Origin of the sequence: Hymenobacter jejuensis, from assembly GCF_006337165.1 — a bacterium.
GTDB lineage: Bacteria > Bacteroidota > Bacteroidia > Cytophagales > Hymenobacteraceae > Hymenobacter > Hymenobacter jejuensis.
Window position 1 is genome coordinate 3,121,383 of sequence record NZ_CP040896.1, and the last position, 19,511, is coordinate 3,140,893.

Annotated in this window: 17 protein-coding genes; 7 read left to right on the forward strand and 10 right to left on the reverse strand. The window is 54.2% G+C overall.

Features of this window, described 5'->3' with window-relative positions; all coding sequences use genetic code 11:
- Window positions 1–73 precede the first annotated feature (73 nt).
- Together FHG12_RS13005 and FHG12_RS13010 are read right to left on the reverse strand one after the other, a co-directional pair.
- Entirely contained in the window at window positions 74–673 is a 600-nt protein-coding gene (locus FHG12_RS13005; RefSeq protein ID WP_139516139.1) for an inorganic diphosphatase, read from the reverse strand.
- Between the two features lie 16 nt (window positions 674–689).
- Entirely contained in the window at window positions 690–3,680 is a 2,991-nt protein-coding gene (locus FHG12_RS13010; RefSeq protein WP_139516140.1) for a M1 family metallopeptidase, read from the reverse strand.
- Window positions 3,681–3,819: 139 nt separating this feature from the next.
- Here FHG12_RS13010 and FHG12_RS13015 point away from each other — a divergent pair, with 139 nt between their 5' ends.
- Window positions 3,820–4,221, forward strand: a complete 402-nt coding sequence (locus tag FHG12_RS13015; RefSeq protein WP_139516141.1) for a hypothetical protein — start codon at window positions 3,820–3,822, stop codon at window positions 4,219–4,221.
- Window positions 4,222–4,307: 86 nt separating this feature from the next.
- Here the strand turns inward: FHG12_RS13015 and rplS are convergent, their stop codons facing one another.
- The 8 genes from rplS to FHG12_RS13055 all read right to left on the reverse strand — a co-directional run bounded on the left by rplS (window position 4,308) and on the right by FHG12_RS13055 (window position 12,596).
- Window positions 4,308–4,661 carry a 50S ribosomal protein L19 gene (rplS, locus tag FHG12_RS13020; RefSeq protein ID WP_139516142.1) on the reverse strand — a complete coding sequence of 118 codons (354 nt, stop codon included), beginning with the start codon at window positions 4,659–4,661 and terminating at the stop codon, window positions 4,308–4,310.
- A 207-nt stretch (window positions 4,662–4,868) separates the two neighbouring features.
- A complete protein-coding gene (gene trmD, locus FHG12_RS13025) occupies window positions 4,869–5,546 on the reverse strand; it encodes a tRNA (guanosine(37)-N1)-methyltransferase TrmD (RefSeq protein WP_139516143.1) in 678 nt (225 codons plus the stop codon).
- Between the two features lie 6 nt (window positions 5,547–5,552).
- The gene (rimM, locus tag FHG12_RS13030) at window positions 5,553–6,158 is read right to left on the reverse strand and encodes a ribosome maturation factor RimM (protein ID WP_139516144.1); all 606 of its coding nucleotides are present in this window, start codon (window positions 6,156–6,158) and stop codon (window positions 5,553–5,555) included.
- Between the two features lie 132 nt (window positions 6,159–6,290).
- Complete coding sequence (locus FHG12_RS13035) at window positions 6,291–6,830, reverse strand: 30S ribosomal protein S16 (protein ID WP_139516145.1); 540 nt, start codon at window positions 6,828–6,830, stop codon at window positions 6,291–6,293.
- A gap of 171 nt (window positions 6,831–7,001) precedes the next feature.
- The gene (locus FHG12_RS13040; RefSeq protein ID WP_139516146.1) at window positions 7,002–7,757 is read right to left on the reverse strand and encodes an acyl-CoA desaturase; all 756 of its coding nucleotides are present in this window, start codon (window positions 7,755–7,757) and stop codon (window positions 7,002–7,004) included.
- A 268-nt stretch (window positions 7,758–8,025) separates the two neighbouring features.
- Window positions 8,026–8,739 (reverse strand): RluA family pseudouridine synthase, encoded by a 714-nt coding sequence (locus FHG12_RS13045; protein WP_139516147.1) that lies wholly within the window; start codon window positions 8,737–8,739, stop codon window positions 8,026–8,028.
- A 58-nt stretch (window positions 8,740–8,797) separates the two neighbouring features.
- Entirely contained in the window at window positions 8,798–9,613 is an 816-nt protein-coding gene (panB, locus tag FHG12_RS13050) for a 3-methyl-2-oxobutanoate hydroxymethyltransferase (RefSeq protein ID WP_139516148.1), read from the reverse strand.
- 148 nt (window positions 9,614–9,761) lie between these two features.
- A complete protein-coding gene (locus FHG12_RS13055) occupies window positions 9,762–12,596 on the reverse strand; it encodes a putative LPS assembly protein LptD (protein WP_139516149.1) in 2,835 nt (944 codons plus the stop codon).
- A gap of 180 nt (window positions 12,597–12,776) precedes the next feature.
- Here FHG12_RS13055 and FHG12_RS13060 point away from each other — a divergent pair, with 180 nt between their 5' ends.
- The 6 genes from FHG12_RS13060 (at window position 12,777) to poxB (ending at window position 19,468) form a co-directional block, all read left to right on the forward strand.
- Window positions 12,777–13,526, forward strand: a complete 750-nt coding sequence (locus tag FHG12_RS13060; protein ID WP_230471373.1) for an N-acetylmuramoyl-L-alanine amidase family protein — start codon at window positions 12,777–12,779, stop codon at window positions 13,524–13,526.
- A 65-nt stretch (window positions 13,527–13,591) separates the two neighbouring features.
- Window positions 13,592–14,635: an MlaD family protein gene (locus FHG12_RS13065; protein WP_139516151.1), complete on the forward strand. Its 1,044-nt coding sequence runs from the start codon at window positions 13,592–13,594 to the stop codon at window positions 14,633–14,635.
- 102 nt (window positions 14,636–14,737) lie between these two features.
- Window positions 14,738–16,366, forward strand: coding sequence for an acyl-CoA carboxylase subunit beta (locus tag FHG12_RS13070; RefSeq protein ID WP_139516152.1), 1,629 nt, complete (start codon window positions 14,738–14,740; stop codon window positions 16,364–16,366).
- Window positions 16,366–17,076 carry a hypothetical protein gene (locus tag FHG12_RS13075; protein ID WP_139516153.1) on the forward strand — a complete coding sequence of 237 codons (711 nt, stop codon included), beginning with the start codon at window positions 16,366–16,368 and terminating at the stop codon, window positions 17,074–17,076. Before FHG12_RS13070 ends, FHG12_RS13075 begins: the two co-directional genes overlap by 1 nt.
- A gap of 139 nt (window positions 17,077–17,215) precedes the next feature.
- Window positions 17,216–17,668 carry a GNAT family N-acetyltransferase gene (locus FHG12_RS13080; protein ID WP_139516154.1) on the forward strand — a complete coding sequence of 151 codons (453 nt, stop codon included), beginning with the start codon at window positions 17,216–17,218 and terminating at the stop codon, window positions 17,666–17,668.
- Window positions 17,669–17,743: 75 nt separating this feature from the next.
- Window positions 17,744–19,468 (forward strand): ubiquinone-dependent pyruvate dehydrogenase, encoded by a 1,725-nt coding sequence (gene poxB / locus FHG12_RS13085; RefSeq protein WP_139516155.1) that lies wholly within the window; start codon window positions 17,744–17,746, stop codon window positions 19,466–19,468.
- Window positions 19,469–19,511 lie beyond the last annotated feature (43 nt).

The window sequence follows — 19,511 nt, forward strand, 5'->3', positions numbered from 1 at the left end:
ATTAATTGATATTTATAGAAAAGCCCCGCCAGTATTGGCGGGGCTTTTTGCTTTTGGGCTTCGGGTAGTAAGATTACTGCATAGCGGCTTTGATGCGCCGTTCGGCTTCTTTCTCGTCTTTCCAGCCCATGATATGCACCTCGCCGGAGCGGCCGCGGTGCTGAAACCACAACCGCAGTACTTCTTTGGCGGCCGGGTAACGGCGCGTAAGATCGGCCCACGTAGTGATATCAGGCAGAATGCGCTGGCTGGGTCGGGCGGGCACGGCCAATACGATTTGTTCCATCACGCCTACGTTGTCGAGCAGCACTAGACCCACTGGCTGTACATCCATGACCGTACCGCTGGGTTGGCTTTCGGCCAGTACCAAAATAGGAAGCGGCCTGGCTGCAACTCCCGGAGCAGGTTCGAGGCGTGTTCCCGGAATAAAGCCATAATTGCCGGGGAAGGGGAGGAATTCCACCATTCGATCGGTGCCAGCGCGCTGTACGGGCTTAAACTCTTTGGTTTTGGGGTCGTAAGCCTGCTCCTTGTTGGTGCCGGCCGGCACTTCGATTACGGCCTGCAACAGCTTCTTCTCCGGCGAGAACGTGGGTAGCTCGGCGTAATCGGTCCGGCAACCGATTACGCCGAGGCTACTGAGCACGACAAACACGAATCCACGAAAGTGCATACGTTCAGATAAGCTCCTATTTGCCTAGTTGTTCGTCCAGAATGCGCAACGGATTCAACTGATCGAATCGCACTGTAAAGCGAATGCGGTCGGTGAAATCTTTGCGGCTGCTGGGCAGGCCGTTTTCGTATTGCGAGCCCGCCACTGGGAAATAGAATTGCAGGATGTTTTTGAACACTGGAAACACAAAGCCGGCGTCGTAAAACAGGCGTTGCGAGCGGTCGCGGCCATTTGCCACTACGAAGCGCTCCTTGGCAGCGCCAAAATCCGCAAACACCGATAGGGGCGTCACGGGCAGATCGGCCTGTACATTCAACGTGCTGAGCCAGCGTGAGCTACCCACAGGCAGATAAGCCTTGAAGGCGCCGTCGCGGTCGTCGGTCTGGTGTGTTTGGGCCGTGAAGGCATCCGAAATCTGCTGCCGGTCTAGGAAGAACGTCTGACGCCGGTAATCAGGGCTACCGCTTAGGCCAATGATAAAGGGCTGATCATCAGATTTTTGTAGAAAGCGTCCGCCAAACAAGCGCACTTGCACGCGTTTCTTGGGCGAGTAGAACCGCTGATACGTAGCCGAAGCCCGCAGCAAACTAGCCTCGCGCGATGCAATGTCTTCGGAGAGGCTGGGTGTCAGGTGGTTAAACTCTACGCTCGCATTCCAGGTTTGCAAGGCATTACCGCCCCGCACCTGGTACTCCACTGTCTGAATGCTGGTGGTGGTGCGGGCTTGCTGGAGTTCGTTGGCATCTTGGCTATAAATGGAGGTATTAGCCAGCTTAAGCATATGCTGCGGCGCGTTATAAGCCGATTTGGGCAGCGAAAACGTGATGCTGGGCTCTATCTTCCGGTAGCGCTCGAAGCGCTGTACCAGCACCCCAGTTACGATCTGGCGGGCAAGGCTGGCAGGCAACACGTTGATGTTCAACATGCCAATGCCGTTCAGCTCGTTGCGGTTGAAGCTATACATTGGCATAGCCAAGTAGCTGATACGCTTGATGTTAAGCGGGCTGTTATAAAATGCAGCCCCCAACATAAACTTGTCAGAGGTATTGGCTCCCAGTACCGGCACCCAGTTAATGGTGGCACGGTCCCAGCGCTCCACGCTGCTCAAAGGCTTCAGGCGTAGCGGCCGGGCACCTCGGAACGTGCCGGTCAGGGCGCGGCGGTCGTCGCTACGGTTAAGTTGGGGCGTCAGATACATGGGGTCGATGACAACGGCTGCTACGCCTTCCCGCCGGAAGTCAAGCTGGGTTTCTTCGTCGGTCTCGGAGCGGCCAAGCAGCGGCGTCCATTGCGTTTCCAGCACCTTGCCCTGCGCATCGAGCGTGGCAACCGGCACGGCAAACGGCGCCGGCGAGTCGTTACGGATCAGTACTTTGACCTGCGAATTGGTAACGAGCAAATCGGATACGGCTGCGTTGTAGCGGTTGGTGGTTGCCAGCATGTCTTTGAAAAACCAATCCAGCTGCTGGCCGGTGCTCTGTTCAAATACCGCCTGCATATCCTCGGGATAGGGATGGCGGAACTGCCACTGCTCGTAATAGGCGTGCATCGCGTTGTCGAACTTTTCCTGCCCCAGAAAGCCCGCCAAGTACTTCAGCAGCATGGCCGTTTTGGTATACACGATGTCGGCGTAATTGAACGTGCCATACTCGGCCGACGCGACGCCCGCAACTGGTTGGTCGAGACCGCGGCTGGCGGATGCTTGGTACAGCACCTGATTCAAGGCATTGGCTTCCAGCCCGTCGATACCCAAGGCCGCAGAGGCTTTTGGCGAGCGCAGCAAGCCTTCGTACTGACCGGCCAAAGGGTTGTCGCGTTCCGCGACGCGGGCTTCTACGTAGGAGTTTACGCCTTCGTCCATCCACGGATTATCGCGCTCGTTGCTACCCAAAATGCCGTAAAACCAGTTGTGACCCACTTCGTGGACAATGGCATCGGGCTGGGTCACGGTGATCATGGGATATTCCATCCCCGAACCTGCACTCAAAGCGCCATCCACGGCCGTGGCCGATGAGTAAGGATATTCGCCGACCCATTGCGAGTAGTAGGTGAGGGCGTCGTTGACGTCTTGCAGGCCTTTAATCCAGCGCTGAGCGCCACTGTTGGTGAAAAGTGCCCAAGAGGCCACCTGCTTGCCCGAAGGCAGCGTGACGCCGCTCTTTAGCACGTTGAAGCGCTTATCGGCAAACCAGGCGAAGTCGTGCACCCGATCCTGCACGTAATGCAGGGTTTTGGTTTCGCTGGCCGAAGCCGGAAAAGACAGGTCGGTGCCGAAATCCTGCTGCGTTTTTTTCAGCGCAGTAGCAGCGGCAAGCTGATCAAGCCGTTGTTGCTCGTCGGGGTTTTGCAGCTTACCCGTAGCGCCAACCGTATAATTACTTGGTAATGTGATTCTTACGTCAAAAGAGCCATATTCGGAGAAAAATTCGCCTTGGTCGAGGTAAGGCATCTGGTGCCATCCTTTGCGATCGAATACCGCGGGCTTCGGATACCACTGCGTAACCTGATACGACTGCCCTACGTGCCCCATCCGTGAAAATGAGTCCGGCAGCTTCACCCGAAATGGCGTCGTGATGGTGGCTTTTTCGCCGGCAGCCAAAGGCTTGGGCAATATCAGCTTGGCAATATCCGGATTGTTGGGGTCAAACTCCAGTTTCGCCGTTTGGCCATCTACTTGAAAATCAAGCTGATCGATGAAGCCGCGCTGATCGGGTTTGGCAAACTGAAAATCGAGCTTGCCGTTGCGGAGCTGTTGCTTGGCAAAAGCAGTAGTGTTGTCACGGTAAGCATTGGGCCACAGGTGAAACCAGATGAAGGTCAGCTTGCTGGGCGAGTTGTTGGTGTATTGAAGCTCCTCTTTGCCCGTCAACACATGTTGTTGGTCGTCCAGGGATACATCAATGGAATAATTGACTTGTTGTTGCCAGGGCGTGGCAGCGCTGCGGGTTTGAGCGAGGGTTGCGAGGGGCAAAACCGCTAGCCAGCAGCCAGCAAGTAGTTTTTTCATAAAGGCCAAATAGAGTAAAAGAAAGATCGTGCGGCGAAAGTACGTTTTCGGGCCCGAAAAGCTGCCTGCTCACAACCCCTGTCCGGCGGCACTCGTTACCTCAAGCTCATCACACCCCGAACACTAACCGCATATTCCCATGGAAAAGACAGATGTTCAGCACCAAGTGCACCTCGACTCAACGGCCAGCCTACTTGCCGGCGATTTGCAGGAGGAAAGCACCAAAGCCGGTCTCGATAATATTTTGCAACGTTGGATCGAAGACGTAAAAGAGGCCGATAACCCCGAGCTGCACCAGATTGTAATCGACCTGCAGCAGCTGAAAGCGCACCTTGGCTCAGGCACGTACGATAACCGCCTGATTGGGCAACTGCTTGGTCGCTTAGGGGAAAACACCATCAAATCGGCTGTCTTCGCGACTGGCAACACTCAGCCCCGCGTCGAAAGCTTGGGCGAAGCGCTGCTGAAAGCAGCTAAAGCGATACAAAGCCCCGGTTCTGCACCCGAGGATGATCTGAAAAATTCAAACCAGGCGAGCTAACTGCCTGATAGAGTTGAACTTATTAGACAACAAAAAGCCGACCTTCGCAAGAAGGTCGGCTTTTTGTTGTTCGGAGAGAGTGCAGCTTAGCGCTTCTCTTTGATACGAGCCGCTTTACCCGACAGACCGCGCAGGTAAAACAAACGAGCACGACGTACTTTGCCGCGACGAATTACCTCAATCTTGTCGATGTTTGGCGACAGCATAGGGAAAATCCGCTCAGTACCGATCTGGTTCGATACTTTACGCACGGTGAAAGTTTCGCCGTTTGAATTAGAATTTTTGCGCTGGATCACCACGCCTTGGAACTGCTGAATGCGTTCCTTGTTGCCCTCGCGGATTTTTACGTGGACGTTGATGGTGTCGCCGGCGGCGAATGCTGGGAAGCTGGCGCGGCGCTCCTGGGATTCCTGCTGGATAAAATCGAGTAATACGCTCATGGCTGGAAGAACTAAAAAGGACGGCGCCGCCGCCCGAGGGGTTTCTGGGTAAAAGAGGCGCAAATATAGCGGTCTGTTTTTTACATTGCAAGCGCCGCTGCTCAAATGAGTCATCAAGGGAAGACTTCGATGACAAATCGCTTGCTGAAAACAAGCAGCTATAGCACGTCTTTTCGCTCAACTAATTTGCAAGGTGAGGGATATTGCTTACTCACCGAGCAAGTCGGGGCGGCGCAGCCGGGTACGCTCTAGGGCCTGCTCGTGCCGCCAGACCTCAATTTGCGGAGTATTACCTGATAGAAGAATATCGGGTACTTTTTCGCCTCGCCACTCGGCCGGCCTGGTATAGACGGGAGGCGCAAGCAAATTGTCCTGAAAGGAATCACTTAAAGCCGACTCTTCATTGCCAAGTACGCCCGGCAGCAGTCGCACCACCGCATCCACGAGCACAGCAGCACCAAGTTCGCCGCCACTTAGTACGTAATCGCCGATGCTAATTTCGTGTGTGATGTAGGCCTTGCGAATTCGCTCGTCGATGCCTTTGTAATGACCACAGAGGATTAGCAGATTCTGCGCCAATGACCACCGATTGATCAGCGGCTGACGCAGCGTTTCGCCATCTGGCGTCATGTAGATTACAGCCTCGTATGCGCGTTCGGCCAGTAGCTCATCGAGGCAAGCAGCAATAGGCTCGACGCGCAACACCATGCCGGCGCCGCCACCAAAGACGTAATCATCAATCTGCCCGTGCTTGTTGATGGCGAAACGCCGAAGATCATGTAAATGAATCTCGGCCAAGCCTTTGTCCTGAGCGCGTTTTACAATAGAATGCGCGAACGGACTTATCAACAAATCGGGCTGGCACGTTACGATGTCGATGCGCATGAAAGCTTATGCTTGAGCCGGAGATTCGTCGTCGGGGCCAACGAACTCGTCGGGTTCGTCGCGCTCGCGGGAAGCAGGGCTGAGGTAGATGTCGAGTAAGCCTTCCGGCAAGTTCACGTAGATCTTCTTCTCGTCCTCATCAGCGTGCGAAATCAGTTCGTCCACCACCGGAATCAGTACTTCCTTGCCCTTGTACCGCATGGCCATCAGATCTTGCTGCGGCAACTCGTAGAAAGCTTCGACAATGCCCAACTCGCCAAGTTGTTCATCCACAACCACATAGCCAATCACGTCGTGGAAGTAGAACTGATCTTCGCCCAAAGCCGGCAGTTCTTCCAAGGCCCGATACAGGTTCGCATTGCGCAACGGCTCAGCGGCCTCAATCGTGTCGATGCCCTGAAGCTTAAGCAAGGCCCTGTCGTCCGTCTGAGGCTGCACGCGCTCCACCCCAAACGAAGTTAGCTTGCCTGGAGCAGTAGGCAGTTCCAAGAACACAGACTTCATCTTGCGGTAAGTGTCCAGCTCATCCACGTCCAGAAACGCGACCATAAGGCCTTTCAGGCCGTGTGGCTTCACAATGGAGCCGAGCAGATAGCAGTCGTCGAGTGTCATGACAAGAGAATGATTTAGGAAATGCAGGAGAGGATACAGGGAAAAACGAGAAAGAGTTTAGAAGGTGCTCGATCAGAAAAAATCTGAGCGAAACATCTCCTAAACTCTTTACCTCAAACCTTCGAAGCGAAATTAAGCGCCGGCTTCTTCGGTCGTAGCGTCGGCTGTAGCAGCGTCGGCAGTTTCGCCTTCTTCGGCAGCAGGGGCTGCAGCCGGAGTGTTCTTCAAGCGGATGGCTTCAGCGCGAGCTTCCCGAACTTTAGTTTCGGCAGCCAGCTGTTGCTTACGCGTTTCCTCTTTGGCAGTGCCCAACGAGCTGCGCTTGGTTTCGATTTTGGCGTCTTTTTGCTCCTTCCAATCGATAAAGCGCTGATCAGCAATATCTTGCGAAATAGCGCCTTTGATTACACCCAGTTGGAGGTGCTTGCGATACAGTACGCCCCGGTAAGAGAGCATGGCCCGTACCGTGTCGGTAGGCTGGGCACCCTTCATGATCCAATCGAAAGCCTTTTCGCTATCGAAGTTGATCGAGGCAGGGTTGGTGTTGGGGTTGTAGGTACCGATTTTCTCGATGAAACGGCCGTCGCGAGGCGAGCGGGAGTCAGCTACAACGATGTCGAATTGAGCGGCCTTTTTGCGGCCGCGGCGGGCGAGGCGGATTTTAACTGCCATGAACCTGAGGGGTTAGCGACGGAACCCGTCCGTCTGGTTGAAAGTGAGGCGCAAAGGTACGCAATTCCCGCAAAAAAACAGATGTATACACCTAATAATTAGTCCGACTAGTCAAGCAACAAAAAAGGCTGCCCCAGGATGGGACAGCCTTTTTTTATCGTATCGAGGCACTTACGCCGCCATGCGGGCTGCGGCTTTCTGCTTTCGCTTGATTTTGATGACACCTACTTTATCCAAGCTCCAGATGAACACATAGGTAGGGTCAAACTCCCACCATTTCACGCCAAAATTGACGCGCATGGGCAATTTGTGGTGGTTGTTTTGAAATAATTCGCCGAAAGCCAGGAAATCCAGGGCCAGTGTATTCTTCGATTTGTCGTGGTTGTCGAAGTTCTGATAGCCGTATTTATGACCGCCCCAATTGACGATAGCACCGTGCAGAGGCCCCATCAGAAAATGAATTGGGAGGAGCAAGTATTGCCACCAGGCGGTAGCGAAGTTGATGTAAAACAGCACATAAGCCGTGCCCCAGCCAATGCGCGAATACCACTTGTCGCCGAAACTCTCTACCGCATTCCACACCGGATAATCGCCTTCAAAACGCTCTGCTGCAGCGTAATTATGGTTCAGAACATCGTTGTAGATATTCTTGGTTTTCCACATCATCGAAAAAGCATTCGACGAGAAGTGCGGCGAGTGCGGGTCCATCTCGGTGTCGGAATAGGCGTGGTGCATGCGGTGCAGCAACGCATAGGCCCGTGGCGAAAGAAAGGAGGAACCCTGACAGATGTACGTGAACAGGAAGAAAAACTTCTCCCAGAACTTGTTCATGGTGAACATCCTATGGGCTGCATAACGATGCAGGTAAAACGTCTGGGTGAACAGCGACAGGTAATAGTGGGCAATGAAGAAAACGAGAATGGCCATATACCAAAAAAAGGTTGGAAGCGATGTCGGGAAGCCGCATGCAGCTGCCCGCAGAAGCGTAATGGAGCAGCTTTAGTTCAGATTACTTTTACAAACCTACGGCCAGACTCGCGGGGCGTCAATAAATGGCCAGAAAAGGCCAAAATCTTATTCAGCTTACCCTTGATGGCTATTCTGACTGAACTGTTCACTCAGGATTGTCCTTAAACGAAAAGCCTCCAGATAAGGAGGCTTTTGGTAGTATAAAGTTGAGGCTTAGCGATATACACTATTGCGCATAAAACGCTTTGGCAGCTTCCCAGTGTGCTACTTCAGGCACCGGAGCTTCAATGCAGAGCTTCTCTTTCGTAACGGGATGTTCCAATTCTAACCGCCGGGCATGCAAGGCGATGCTTACATCCGGGAGGGGAGCCAGAAAACCATATTTCACATCGCCCACAATGGGCGTACCTAGCCCAGTGGCGAGCTGCACCCGAATCTGGTGGGGACGACCCGTAATAGGGTTTACCTGAAGGAGTTGGCGGTTGCCAGCTTGCCCTAAAAGTTCATAGCTCAACTCGGAACGTAAGCCTTGTGGGTGCAGCTTTGGGTAAGCTTTCGTGACGTTGCGGATAGGGTCTTTCACCAACCAGTGCACCAGTTGGCCGCTTTCCGGCTCGGGCCGCTTCCCCACCAAGGCCCAGTAGGTTTTGTGCACCTTGTTGTCGCGGAACATCTCGTTGAGCCGGCTCAAGGCTTTGCTGGTTTTGGCCAGCACCACAATACCGCTTACCGGTCGATCGATGCGGTGGACAACGCCCACGAACGCCGCGCCGGGCTTCTTGTACTTGAAACGCAGATACTCGGCCGCTTTGGTCGAAAGGGGCTCATCGCCCGTCGAATCGCCCTGCACGAGCAAGCCGGCTGGCTTGTTGATGATGAGTAAGTGATTGTCTTCGAACAGAATCTCTTTCTGATCTGACCACAGATTTGGACGATTCACGCAGTAAAACTAAAATCCCAATTGATTATCAAATAATTGATAATCAATTGTTTATATACTAATAAGCTTCTTCTCTGCTGGGGAAGTCGCGGTCTTTTACATCCTTGATGTAGCTGCGAACAGCTTCGCTCATGGTTTCGTGCAGTTCGGCGTAACGACGCAGGAAACGTGGCTTAAATTCCTTCGTGATGCCCAGCATGTCGTGTACCACCAGCACTTGGCCATCCACATCCGGGCCGGCTCCGATGCCAATTACGGGAATCGTCAGCTGTTCAGCTACTTGTTTGGCCAATGCCGACGGAATCTTTTCCAGTACAATCGCAAAGCAACCCAGTTCCTGCAACAGTTGCGCGTCTTCCAGCAGCTTTTGCGCTTCGGCCTCTTCTTTGGCCCGCACGGTGTACGTGCCGAATTTGTAAATGCTCTGGGGCGTCAGGCCCAGGTGGCCCATCACCGGAATGCCCGCCGTGAGGATGCGGGTAATGGACTCCTTAATTTCGGCGCCGCCTTCGAGCTTGATGCCGTGCCCACCCGATTCCTTCATGATACGGATGGCCGAGCGCAGGGCTTCAGAAGAATTACCCTGATAAGAGCCAAACGGCATATCGACTACCACAAACGCCCGCTTTACGGCACGCACCACCGATTGGGCGTGGTAAATCATCTGGTCGAGCGTGATGGGCAGCGTAGTTTCGTGGCCGGCCATCACGTTGGAAGCCGAATCGCCGACCAGCAGCACGTCGATGCCGGCGCCGTCGAGAATAGAAGCCATCGAGAAGTCGTAGGCCGTGAGCATCGAGATTTTTTCGCCGCGCTGCTTCATGGCGAGCAGCTGGTGGGTGGTCACGAGCTTGACTTCTTTGTGCTGCGACATAATGTTGAGGAGCTTATAATTCTGGGGAGGAGAAAAGGCAGAGCGTTCTAAAAATTAAAACGGAGGCCAAAGCTGGCAATTTTCTGGCAAAACGTCCCGGCGGTACCTCCCAACGTGCCCTTTCCAGAAGTGAAAAACGCCCGCCAGCCTAGCGATTCAGGAAAGAGCGGTTGCGGTTCAGCTTCAGGTCTTGCAGCAACGACGACTTGGCCGCGATGGTAATGTTATAGCCCTGGGTATAGCCAAACGGCCGCCAGTTGCCGCTGATCTGCCAGCAATGGAGATCCTGGTAAAAGTCTAAGGACGTGATCGTTACTTGGCTATTCTTGAAGTCGTAGCCGCTGCTGTAGCCTAGGCGCAGGCGCTCCGTAAGCTTTACCGAGCCGCTCAGGTTGAGCGAGGCCGAACTAAAAGGCGTGGGCCGCAACTGCCCTACCCGCGATACCTTAGGGCCGGGATCGGTGTAACTTGCTGCAAAAGAAGCGCTTAGCTCCCAGGGGAGTTCAAAGTCTATGTAGTCCTCGTAAGGATTGACAGGATTGGGATTGCCCAAGGCCGGATCGTTGGTGGGTGCCACTGCCCGCGGAACGCTGCTTTTCTTGCCGCCCTGCGCCGAATTGAACTGGTAGCTGAGCGAAAAGTTGGCGTTGGCCAGCCGCGCCAGCCGGCGTTTCGACTGATCGAACAGGTACTTGTTGATCACGCGGCCCGTAGAGTCACGCTGGTAGAAGTCGAAGGTTGCGTTGAGCAACACGTTAAGCTTACGAGCTATCTGGGTGCGGAAGTTGGCCGACAAGGGTTGCAGGTTGAGCGAGTCAGCTGCAAAGTTATAACCCGTACTAAAGTCGAGTCCGTCGATAAGGCTTCGCTTCTCAAAAGGCGTGGTACCAGTCGTATCATTTTTGGTACGCACCTTCATTTCTACCTGATTTTGCAGGCTAAAGCTCACCTGACTAACCTTCGTGCCACTAGGCGCGCCGTACGGGAAGTTGTTGTAGAAAGAGAAGCTACGCGGGTTCAGGATTCGACCGCTGGCAATGTCGAGTTGATTGTACAAGTTGCCGTTGGCGTCGCGGATGTTGCCAAGATTAAACTCCTGGGTATAGAAGTTCTTGTTCTTCAAGAAGTTAGGGGCAAACTGGTAGCTCACGCTCGGCGTGATCTTGTGCCGGATGGCTTCGATCTTTTTGCCTTTCACCTGCATAATGCCGTAAATATTGGTGCCCAGGTTCAGGCCGCCCGAGTAGCTGTACACGCGGTTGAAGCCCCGGATAGTGTCAATCTGGATTGCGTTGGCTGTGGGCACATACTTGTAATCCAGTCGTTTGAAGTACCACGTTTCCCCATAGTTGATGGATGGTTGCAGGTTGAAATGCTTCAGGAACGTGTAGCTGCCAATCGAAATCTGAAACTGATGCTGAATGCCGGTTTGCGAGTTGCGCAACAGCGGGGCTAAGTTGTTGAGCTTCACCGGGATGCGAGTGGCTTCGCGTGAGCCGCCGATTACCGGAATGGCGCCCCCGTCCAGCACCCGGGCGGGCAAGGAGTTTGAGAGCCGGTTCTGGGCCGTAAGTGTGTACGAAACCGCGAGCTGATCGTAAAGCGGATTCGCTTTCAACCCTACCAGCTCGTAGAGGTATTGCCGGGCCACGCCCACCGTCACGTCGGGCAGGGTAAAGTCCATGGTGCCCGTAGACGTGTTCTGGCTCTGGCTAGCCTGCACCGAATAGTTGATGGGCAGGTTGCGCAGCTGCTTCTGGTAGCTGACCGTGGAGCTAAACGCGGGCGTCAGGTAGGTCTTGAGGTTGGCGTTGTTCTGGATATTAAAATCTGAGCTACCGGCTTGCACGCTGGCCGAGAAGCGTCCGCCTCCGGGACGGGGAGTGGGGGAGTGGCTCCAGGTAAGCCAGAACGTTTTGGGGTTCACCGGCTTCCGATAAGCCGGATTAGTATTCTCAGTGTTAGTGGCTAAAATCTGGTTGGCAGGGCGTTGACTGTAACTCAGGTTGAACCGGCCGTTGTAGGTGTAGCGCTTGATGTACTGCACCTCCCCAGTCAGGGCAAAACCCCCAAACGACTCAGCGTTGCCGGAGTAGATGTCGCCGGTCAGGCGTACGCCAATGTATTCATTAGCAGCCCAGTAGTAGCCACCGTTGCGCAAGAAGAAGCCGCGGTCAGAAGTCTGGCCAAAAGTTGGGATGATCAGGCCGGAAGAGCGGTTTTTACCCGGGGTGGGGAAGTAGCCAAACAGAAAACCCAGCGGCAACGGAATATCACCAATCACCAAATTGAAAGGCCCACTGGCCACCAACTTCTTGGGAATCACCTTCATCCGACTCATGTTGATGTAGAAGTGCGGATGTTCCAGGTTACACGTGGTGTAGCGACCGTGCAAGCCGTAAATTTCGTTTAGCTGGTTTTTCTTCACGACTTCGGCGTGCACGTAGCCTTCGCCCTGCTGCGTTACGGCGTCCTGAAGCTTGCCTTTTTTGGTTTTGAAGTTGTAGCGCAACGGACCGGTAGCGAAGGTTTCGCCGCCGTTCTTAAACACCGGCTTATCGCGGATTTTGCCCGTTGAGTCCGGGGCTCCTTCGGCGCTGAGCACGTTGGTTTTATAATCGACCGTAATCTGGGCTGCTTTTAAGGAGATATCGCCGTAGTCGATGTTCGACTTGCTGTAGAGCTTCGCAATGCGGTTTTGCACGTCGAACTGAATAGAGTCCTTTGCGGCATATTTTACCGTAGTTTCGATGTCGCCCTTGCGGCGCGCTGAAATTTGCAGCGAGTCGTTGGTGCGAGCCGTATCGGACAAAACTGCCAAGCGGGAAGTGCGCGACGAATCGGGGTTGGCAGGCAACGCGGGGTGCCCATCCACGTTCAGCCGCGGCGTGGGAATGGTCTTGGCCTTGGGCTGTTGCTGGCCCATGACGGCGTTGCCGGCTGTAAGCCAAAGCAATAGCAACGTCAGGAGCGGGAGGCGCAACGGACCGGCGAAAAGACGAAAAATAGCAAAGCTTGACAGCGCGGGCAGGGCCACGTAGTTTTATTCGTTTATTTTGTGGCGGTTTGCAAAGGTAGCGGGTCGCTGCCCCAACTAACGAACTCCGTGCGGAATATTGTCACTCTTTGTGTGGCGGGCCTGTTATTTATTTCCGGTCCGTCGGTGGCTGTGGCGCCGGGCGCTCCGGTTCTGCCCCCTACCAAATTTCATTTGCGTACCGTTGTGCTTGATGCCGGGCACGGCGGGAAGGACCGTGGGTGCGCCGGCGTAAGCGCCCGCGAAGCCAACGTGTCGCTCAAAATTATTCTCGAACTGGGCCACCTGATCGAAGAGAATATGCCTGATGTGCGCGTGGTGTATACCCGCAAAACCGATGTGTTTGTGGAACTGGCTGACCGCTCGGGCATTGCCAATCGCCACAACGCCGACCTGTTTATTAGTGTGCACTGCAACGCTGGGCCTTCGGCGGCCTATGGCACGGAGGTCTGGACGATGGGCTTGCACAAGACGGAGGCCAACCTGGCCGTGGCCAAACGTGAAAACGCAGTTATTCTGCAGGAAGACAACTATAAAGAACGCTACAACGGCTTCGACCCCAATTCTCCCCAAAGCCAGATTCTGTTTTCGCTCTATCAGAGCGCGCACGTAACCAACAGCCTGCGCTTCGCCCAAAAAGTAGAGCGCCAGTTCCGGACCAACGTGGGCCGACACTCGCGCGGCGTGAAACAGGCCGGTTTTCTGGTCCTCTGGAAATCCACGATGCCCTCCGTTCTCATCGAAGCGGGCTTCTTAACCAACCGCAACGAAGAGCGTTACCTCAACGATAAGTCCGGCCAGTCGTATATGGCATCAGGTATCTACCGGGCCTTCCGGGATTATAAAAGTGAACTCGAAGCCATGAACGAGGAATAACCCTGGTTCAGCTTGATTTCGGCCCGTATCTGATTCTACTCTACTCACTCATTCGCTGACCCAACGTGTCGAAAGAAGTCAAAGTGGCCCTACTGGGCATCGCGGCAATCGCTGCCTTATTTATCGGATTTAACTTTCTGAAAGGCAGCAACATACTATCTTCCAACCATACGTACTACGCCAAGTACGACAACGTGGACGGACTCACTGTCGGCAACCCAGTCATCTTGAACGGCATCAAAGTCGGGCAGGTGAAAAACATGGAATTGCTTCCTGCCGAGCGCAACCGCGTACGCGTGGCTGTGGAATTGGACAAAAACGTGGTAGTGGGCGACTCAACTGTCGCCAGCTTGTCGGGCTCGTTGCTGGGCAGCAAGACCATCACGCTGTTTCTGGGCAAAAACTCTAAAGTATTTGACGGCGGTCAAGAGTTGAAGTCCTACACAGTAGCCAGCATCACGGATGCGTTTCAGGCGCGGGCTTTACCGGTGCTGGGTACGGTCGATTCAACTCTGATTAAGGTTAATGGTTTCCTGAACAAGGATGCCAAAGTAAGTCTGCAAGCCACGTTGCAGAATGCGCAAGGTTCTACAGAAGCCCTTAAGAATCTGTTGCTTATGAACCAGCGCAACATCAACCAGATCACGACCAACATGGCCGAGCTCACCCATACCTTGGCCGTAACCTCACGCAAGCTCGACCGCATCACGGTGAACTTTAGCCAGCTTAGCGATTCGCTGAAAGCGGCGCCCGTTGGTCCGGCTTTGCGCAAGCTCAACTCCACTATGGGAGAGGCACAGTCGGCCATGAAATCGCTCAACCAGACCCTTACTAGCCCCAAAGGCTCGCTCGGCAAGCTTATCAACGACGATTCGCTCTATACCAATCTCAACGCGACTGCTTCCAGCTCCAACGCGTTATTGGTCGATTTGAAGGCCAACCCAAAGCGTTACGTGCACTTCTCGGTGTTCGGGGGCGGTGGCAAGGACAAGACGAAGAAGGAAACCACGCAGAAACCGAACGGCGAAATCGAGACCGAAACCAAAAAGGTAGAAGCCGCACCGAAAGTCACGATTCAGGTCGACAGTACGGCCAAGCCCGAGAAATAAGCTGTGTACCAATTTTAAGTACCTTTGAAATCCGCCTTCGGGCGGATTTTTTTGTGCCTGCCCCACCCAGTTTTTTGTTCTCAAATTACCCTTCCCACCCGCATGGACCTCGAATTCAACAAAAACGAAGACCAATTAAAACAGCTCACCTACCAGCTTAGCCAACGCTACAAAAAAGTAGCCTTGGGCGGTGGGGAGAAGCGCATCGAAGCCCACAAAGCCAAAGGCAAGCTCACAGCGCGCGAACGCATTGATTACCTAATAGATAAAGGAACGCAAACGCTGGAGATCGGCGCTTTTGCCGGCGAAGGCATGTACAAAGAACACGGCGGCTGCCCATCCGGTGGTGTGGTGGTAGTGATGGGCTATGTAAAAGGCCGTCAGTGCATTATCGTGGCCAACGACGCTACCGTGAAAGCCGGGGCCTGGTTTCCGATTACGGCTAAGAAAAACCTGCGGGCGCAGGAAATCAGCATCGAGAACCGCCTGCCAATCATCTATTTAGTCGATTCGGCGGGCGTGTACTTGCCGATGCAGGACGAGATTTTTCCGGACAAAGAGCACTTCGGCCGCATCTTCCGCAACAACGCCGTGATGAGCAGTATGGGCATCGTGCAGCTGGCCGCCATCATGGGCCCGTGTGTGGCCGGTGGCGCGTATTTGCCCATCATGTCCGACGAGGCGATGATTGTGGACCAAACCGGCTCGGTCTTTCTGGCGGGCTCGTACCTCGTAAAATCGGCTATTGGGGAAACCATTGATAATGAGACACTTGGTGGAGCCTCTACGCATTCCGAAATTTCGGGCGTAACGGACTACAAATTCCAGAACGACGAAGAGTGCCTCGACCATATTCGTAACATCTTCGACAAGATGGGCGAAGGGCCGAAAGCCGGATTCAACTGCGCCGCGCCTGCATTGCCTGCCTCAACGCCCGAAGAAATCTACGGTTTGCTGCCTTCTGACCGCGCCAAGCCTTATGATATGATGGAGATCATCAACCGGCTCGTCGACAACTCGGAGTTTGAGCCCTACAAAGACCTTTATGGTCAGACGCTCATCTGCGGGCTGGCGCGCATTGATGGCTGGGCTGTGGGCATTGTCGCCAACCAGCGCAAAATCGTGAAATCGAAGAAAACGGGCATGCAGATGGGCGGCGTAATCTACTCCGACTCCGCCGACAAGGCCGCTCGTTTCATCATGAACTGCAACCAGAAGCGCATTCCGCTGGTGTTTTTGCACGATGTGTCGGGCTTCATGGTGGGTTCGCAGAGCGAGCAGGGCGGCATCATCAAGGACGGCGCCAAGATGGTGAATGCCATGGCTAACTCCGTGGTGCCGAAGTTTTCGGTGATCATCGGCAATAGCTACGGCGCCGGCAACTACGCCATGTGCGGCAAAGCCTACGACCCGCGCCTGATCGTGGCGTGGCCCACCGCCCAACTCGCCGTCATGAGTGGCGCCGCCGCCGCCAACACGCTGCTACAGATTCAGGTGGCCAGCCTCAAAGCGAAAGGCGAGGTCATCCCGCCGGAAGCCGAAAAGGCACTGCTCGACAAGATCAAAGCGAGTTACGAGGAGCAATTGTCGCCGTATTATGCAGCCGCTCGCCTATGGGTGGACGCTATCATTGACCCGCTGGAAACGCGAAAGGTTATTTCCATGGGCATTGAAGCTGCTAACAATGCGCCCATTGAGAAGGCATATAATGTGGGCGTGATTCAGGTGTGATGAGATTAAACTTATTACTCGGTCTGATTTTAGTTTGGATAAGCGCTTGTTCATCCACACCAGAATCTCCACTTAAGAAGACTAGTAACAAGTCGTCAGTTCCACCTCCGCCTCCACCTCCGGATGGGATTTGGGATAAAGTAGATTCAGTAGCGGCTACTGAAGAAACATATGTATATGTTGAATCACAGTTGGTTAGAAAAGTTGCTAACAATAATAACATGCCTTGTTGCTATCGTTTTAGATCTTTTTTTGAAGATATACAGACGATTGGCATTCGAAAAAACCACGGTAGTTCAGTATTCTTCTTTTCGCGGTTCAACAATCCTATGCACCGCAATGAAAAGACAGGAAAAATGGAAGATATCTGGATAGACGATGAGTGGCAGGACATTCTCTTTTTCCAGATTTTAGATAGTTGTAAGGCTTTCCACTATGTAAATAATGAGTTACTAGAATGCAAGTTGACAAGTGAAGTAAGCAGTATGGGCGGCTTAGTAAATGATTCAAGAAGTAACTATCAGATAAAGGAGGGCTTTTTGCATGGCCAGAGGCTTAATGACTCAACTTGGCACATTAAACTCAAAGCTTCTTATCCGGTAACAGTTGATGACTCTACTTGGGAAGTTGAAATAAAACTTGATAATAACTTTCGCGTCGGTAAAAAGGACACTCTTACTTGGAGATATTCTTGTGAAAACACGAAGTGAATCGCAGTTGTATCAATTTATAAATCAAATAGTTAGAGCGGTTCTGTAAATATTTTTGGCCTGTCTGCATTAGTTGTAGCGGGCTGCTTTTTTGTTTATCCTGTCCAGTTGACAAAACCAACAGTAGCTATAAACTCTCATGTTAAAGTTAACCCGCACCACCTCCGACAACCCCCATTTCCGGCAGCTAGTAGCGCTATTGGATCAAGACTTAAGCATCCGCGACGGTGCTGACCACGCTTTCTACGCCCAGTTCAATAAGATCGACAAGCTCAACCACGTCGTAGTCGCGTACAGCAATGACGAGCCTGTGGCCTGTGGCGCCTTCAAAGAGTTTAGCCCAGAGTTGGTCGAGATTAAGCGGATGTTTGTGCAGCCTACGCAACGCGGGCAAGGAGTAGCACAAGCCGTGCTGACGGAGTTGGAGCAGTGGGCCAAGGAGCTACAATACGCCGGTTGCGTTCTAGAAACCGGTAAGAAACAGCCCGAAGCCATTCGCCTCTACCAGAAAAGCGGATATGCCCTGATTCCGAACTACGGCCAGTACATCGGCGTGGAGAACAGCGTGTGCATGCAGAAAGAGCTGGCATAACGGCGCGGGCGGCCTACCCTGACCGCCTGCGCCTTGCTTTCCGCCGTATAGGCTTCAGATAGCAACCTGAAGACGATGGCGAAGAAAACCGTATCCGAAATTATAGTAGATACCCTGATTGCTGCCGGCGTGAAGCGCGTGTACGGCGTCGTGGGCGACTCCCTCAACGGCATCACCGACGTGATCCGGGCGCGGGAAGGCATTGAGTGGATTCATGTACGCAACGAGGAAGCCGGCGCGTTTGCCGCCGGAGCCGAAGCGCACGTAACGGGTTCGCTGGCAGTTTGTGCCGGTAGTTGCGGTCCTGGTAACACCCACTTGCTCAATGGGTTATATGATTGTCATCGGAGCAAGGTGCCGGTGCTGGCAATCGCCGCCCAGATTCCGAGTGTGGAAATTGGGAGTCAGTATTTTCAGGAAACGCATCCCGAACTGACTTTTAAAGAGTGCAGCGATTATTGCGAACTGATTGGGCACCCCGACCAAGCCGTGCGTACTACCGAAATCGCCATTCGAACGGCTTTGGGCAAGCGTGGGGTAGCGGTGCTGGTGGTGCCGGGTGATATCAGCCATCAGTCGGCGGAAGCACCGGAGCCGCAATTGCCCTCGTGGCGCAGCGCTACGCTGTACCCTGCGGCAGAGGACGTGCAAGCCGCCGCCGACTTGCTCAATAGCTGCGAAAAAATAACCATCATGGCCGGCGCCGGCTGTGCCGCAGCCCACGCGGAACTGCTGCAAGTAGCCGAGGCGTTGGGGGCGCCCATTGTGCACGCGTTGCGGGGCAAAGAGTCTGTTGAAGGCAATAATCCGTACGACGTCGGGATGAGTGGGCTGCTGGGGTTTACTTCCGGCTACGATGCCCTCATGGACTGCGACGCGATGTTGATGCTGGGCACCGATTTTCCGTATCGGCAATTTTTGCCGCAGGAAACCCGCGCAGTACAAGTTGATATTCGCGCCGAGCACATTGGTCGCCGCACCCGCGTAGAAGTGGGTTTGGTAGGCGATGTCGCGGCAACGCTACGAGCGCTTCTGCCGCAGCTTCAGCCCAAAACCGACCGCGCTCACCTCGAAAATGCGCTGGAAAACTACCGCGAAACCCGCAAAAGCCTCGATGAGTTAGCCACCGGCGAACCCGGCGATACGAGCATGCACCCGCAGTACGTCGCCCGCCTGCTCAACGAGCAAGCCGCCGAAGACGCTATTTTCACTTGCGACGTCGGTACGCCTACCATCTGGACGGCCCGTTACCTGCGCATGAACGGCAAGCGGCGACTGATCGGCTCGTTCAACCACGGCAGCATGGCCAACGCCATGCCGCAAGCGCTGGGCGCGCAGCTGGCTGCCCCCGGACGCCAAGTTATTGCGTTAGCTGGTGATGGCGGATTTGCCATGCTCATGGGCGAGCTGCTCACACTGCGCCAGCTGAAAGTGCCCGTCAAGATTGTGATCTTCAACAACGGCAGCCTCGCCTTCGTGGAGCTGGAAATGAAGGCGTCCGGCATTATTCAGTACGGTACTGAGCTGGACAACCCCAACTTCGCGGCCTTGGCCGAAGCCGCGGGCGTGCGGGGCATTCGCGTAACCGATCCGGCCGACTTGCCCGCCGCCTTGGCCGAAATGCTGGCCCACCCCGGCCCCGTGGTGTTGGATGCCGTGGTGAAGCGCACCGAGCTTTCGATGCCGCCGAGCATCCAGAAAGAACAAGTGCTGGGCTTCAGCCTGTACACGCTCAAAGCCATCATGAGCGGGCGGGGCGACGAAGTACTGGAGCTGGCGAAGACCAATTTGTTCCGCTGAACAGATTCGTCGGCAAACCCTTCCGATTGAACATTCTCTCGTG

What these genes read in the sequence shown, in the direction of transcription:
- FHG12_RS13005 (WP_139516139.1), bottom strand. Translation starts at nt 673, where the DNA reads ATGCACTTTCGTGGATTCGTGTTTGTCGTGCTCAGTAGCCTCGGCGTA.
- FHG12_RS13010 (WP_139516140.1), bottom strand. Translation starts at nt 3,680, where the DNA reads ATGAAAAAACTACTTGCTGGCTGCTGGCTAGCGGTTTTGCCCCTCGCA.
- FHG12_RS13015 (WP_139516141.1), top strand. Translation starts at nt 3,820, where the DNA reads ATGGAAAAGACAGATGTTCAGCACCAAGTGCACCTCGACTCAACGGCC.
- rplS (WP_139516142.1), bottom strand. Translation starts at nt 4,661, where the DNA reads ATGAGCGTATTACTCGATTTTATCCAGCAGGAATCCCAGGAGCGCCGC.
- trmD (WP_139516143.1), bottom strand. Translation starts at nt 5,546, where the DNA reads ATGCGCATCGACATCGTAACGTGCCAGCCCGATTTGTTGATAAGTCCG.
- rimM (WP_139516144.1), bottom strand. Translation starts at nt 6,158, where the DNA reads ATGACACTCGACGACTGCTATCTGCTCGGCTCCATTGTGAAGCCACAC.
- FHG12_RS13035 (WP_139516145.1), bottom strand. Translation starts at nt 6,830, where the DNA reads ATGGCAGTTAAAATCCGCCTCGCCCGCCGCGGCCGCAAAAAGGCCGCT.
- FHG12_RS13040 (WP_139516146.1), bottom strand. Translation starts at nt 7,757, where the DNA reads ATGGCCATTCTCGTTTTCTTCATTGCCCACTATTACCTGTCGCTGTTC.
- panB (WP_139516148.1), bottom strand. Translation starts at nt 9,613, where the DNA reads ATGTCGCAGCACAAAGAAGTCAAGCTCGTGACCACCCACCAGCTGCTC.
- FHG12_RS13070 (WP_139516152.1), top strand. Translation starts at nt 14,738, where the DNA reads ATGGACCTCGAATTCAACAAAAACGAAGACCAATTAAAACAGCTCACC.
- FHG12_RS13075 (WP_139516153.1), top strand. Translation starts at nt 16,366, where the DNA reads ATGAGATTAAACTTATTACTCGGTCTGATTTTAGTTTGGATAAGCGCT.
- FHG12_RS13080 (WP_139516154.1), top strand. Translation starts at nt 17,216, where the DNA reads ATGTTAAAGTTAACCCGCACCACCTCCGACAACCCCCATTTCCGGCAG.
- poxB (WP_139516155.1), top strand. Translation starts at nt 17,744, where the DNA reads ATGGCGAAGAAAACCGTATCCGAAATTATAGTAGATACCCTGATTGCT.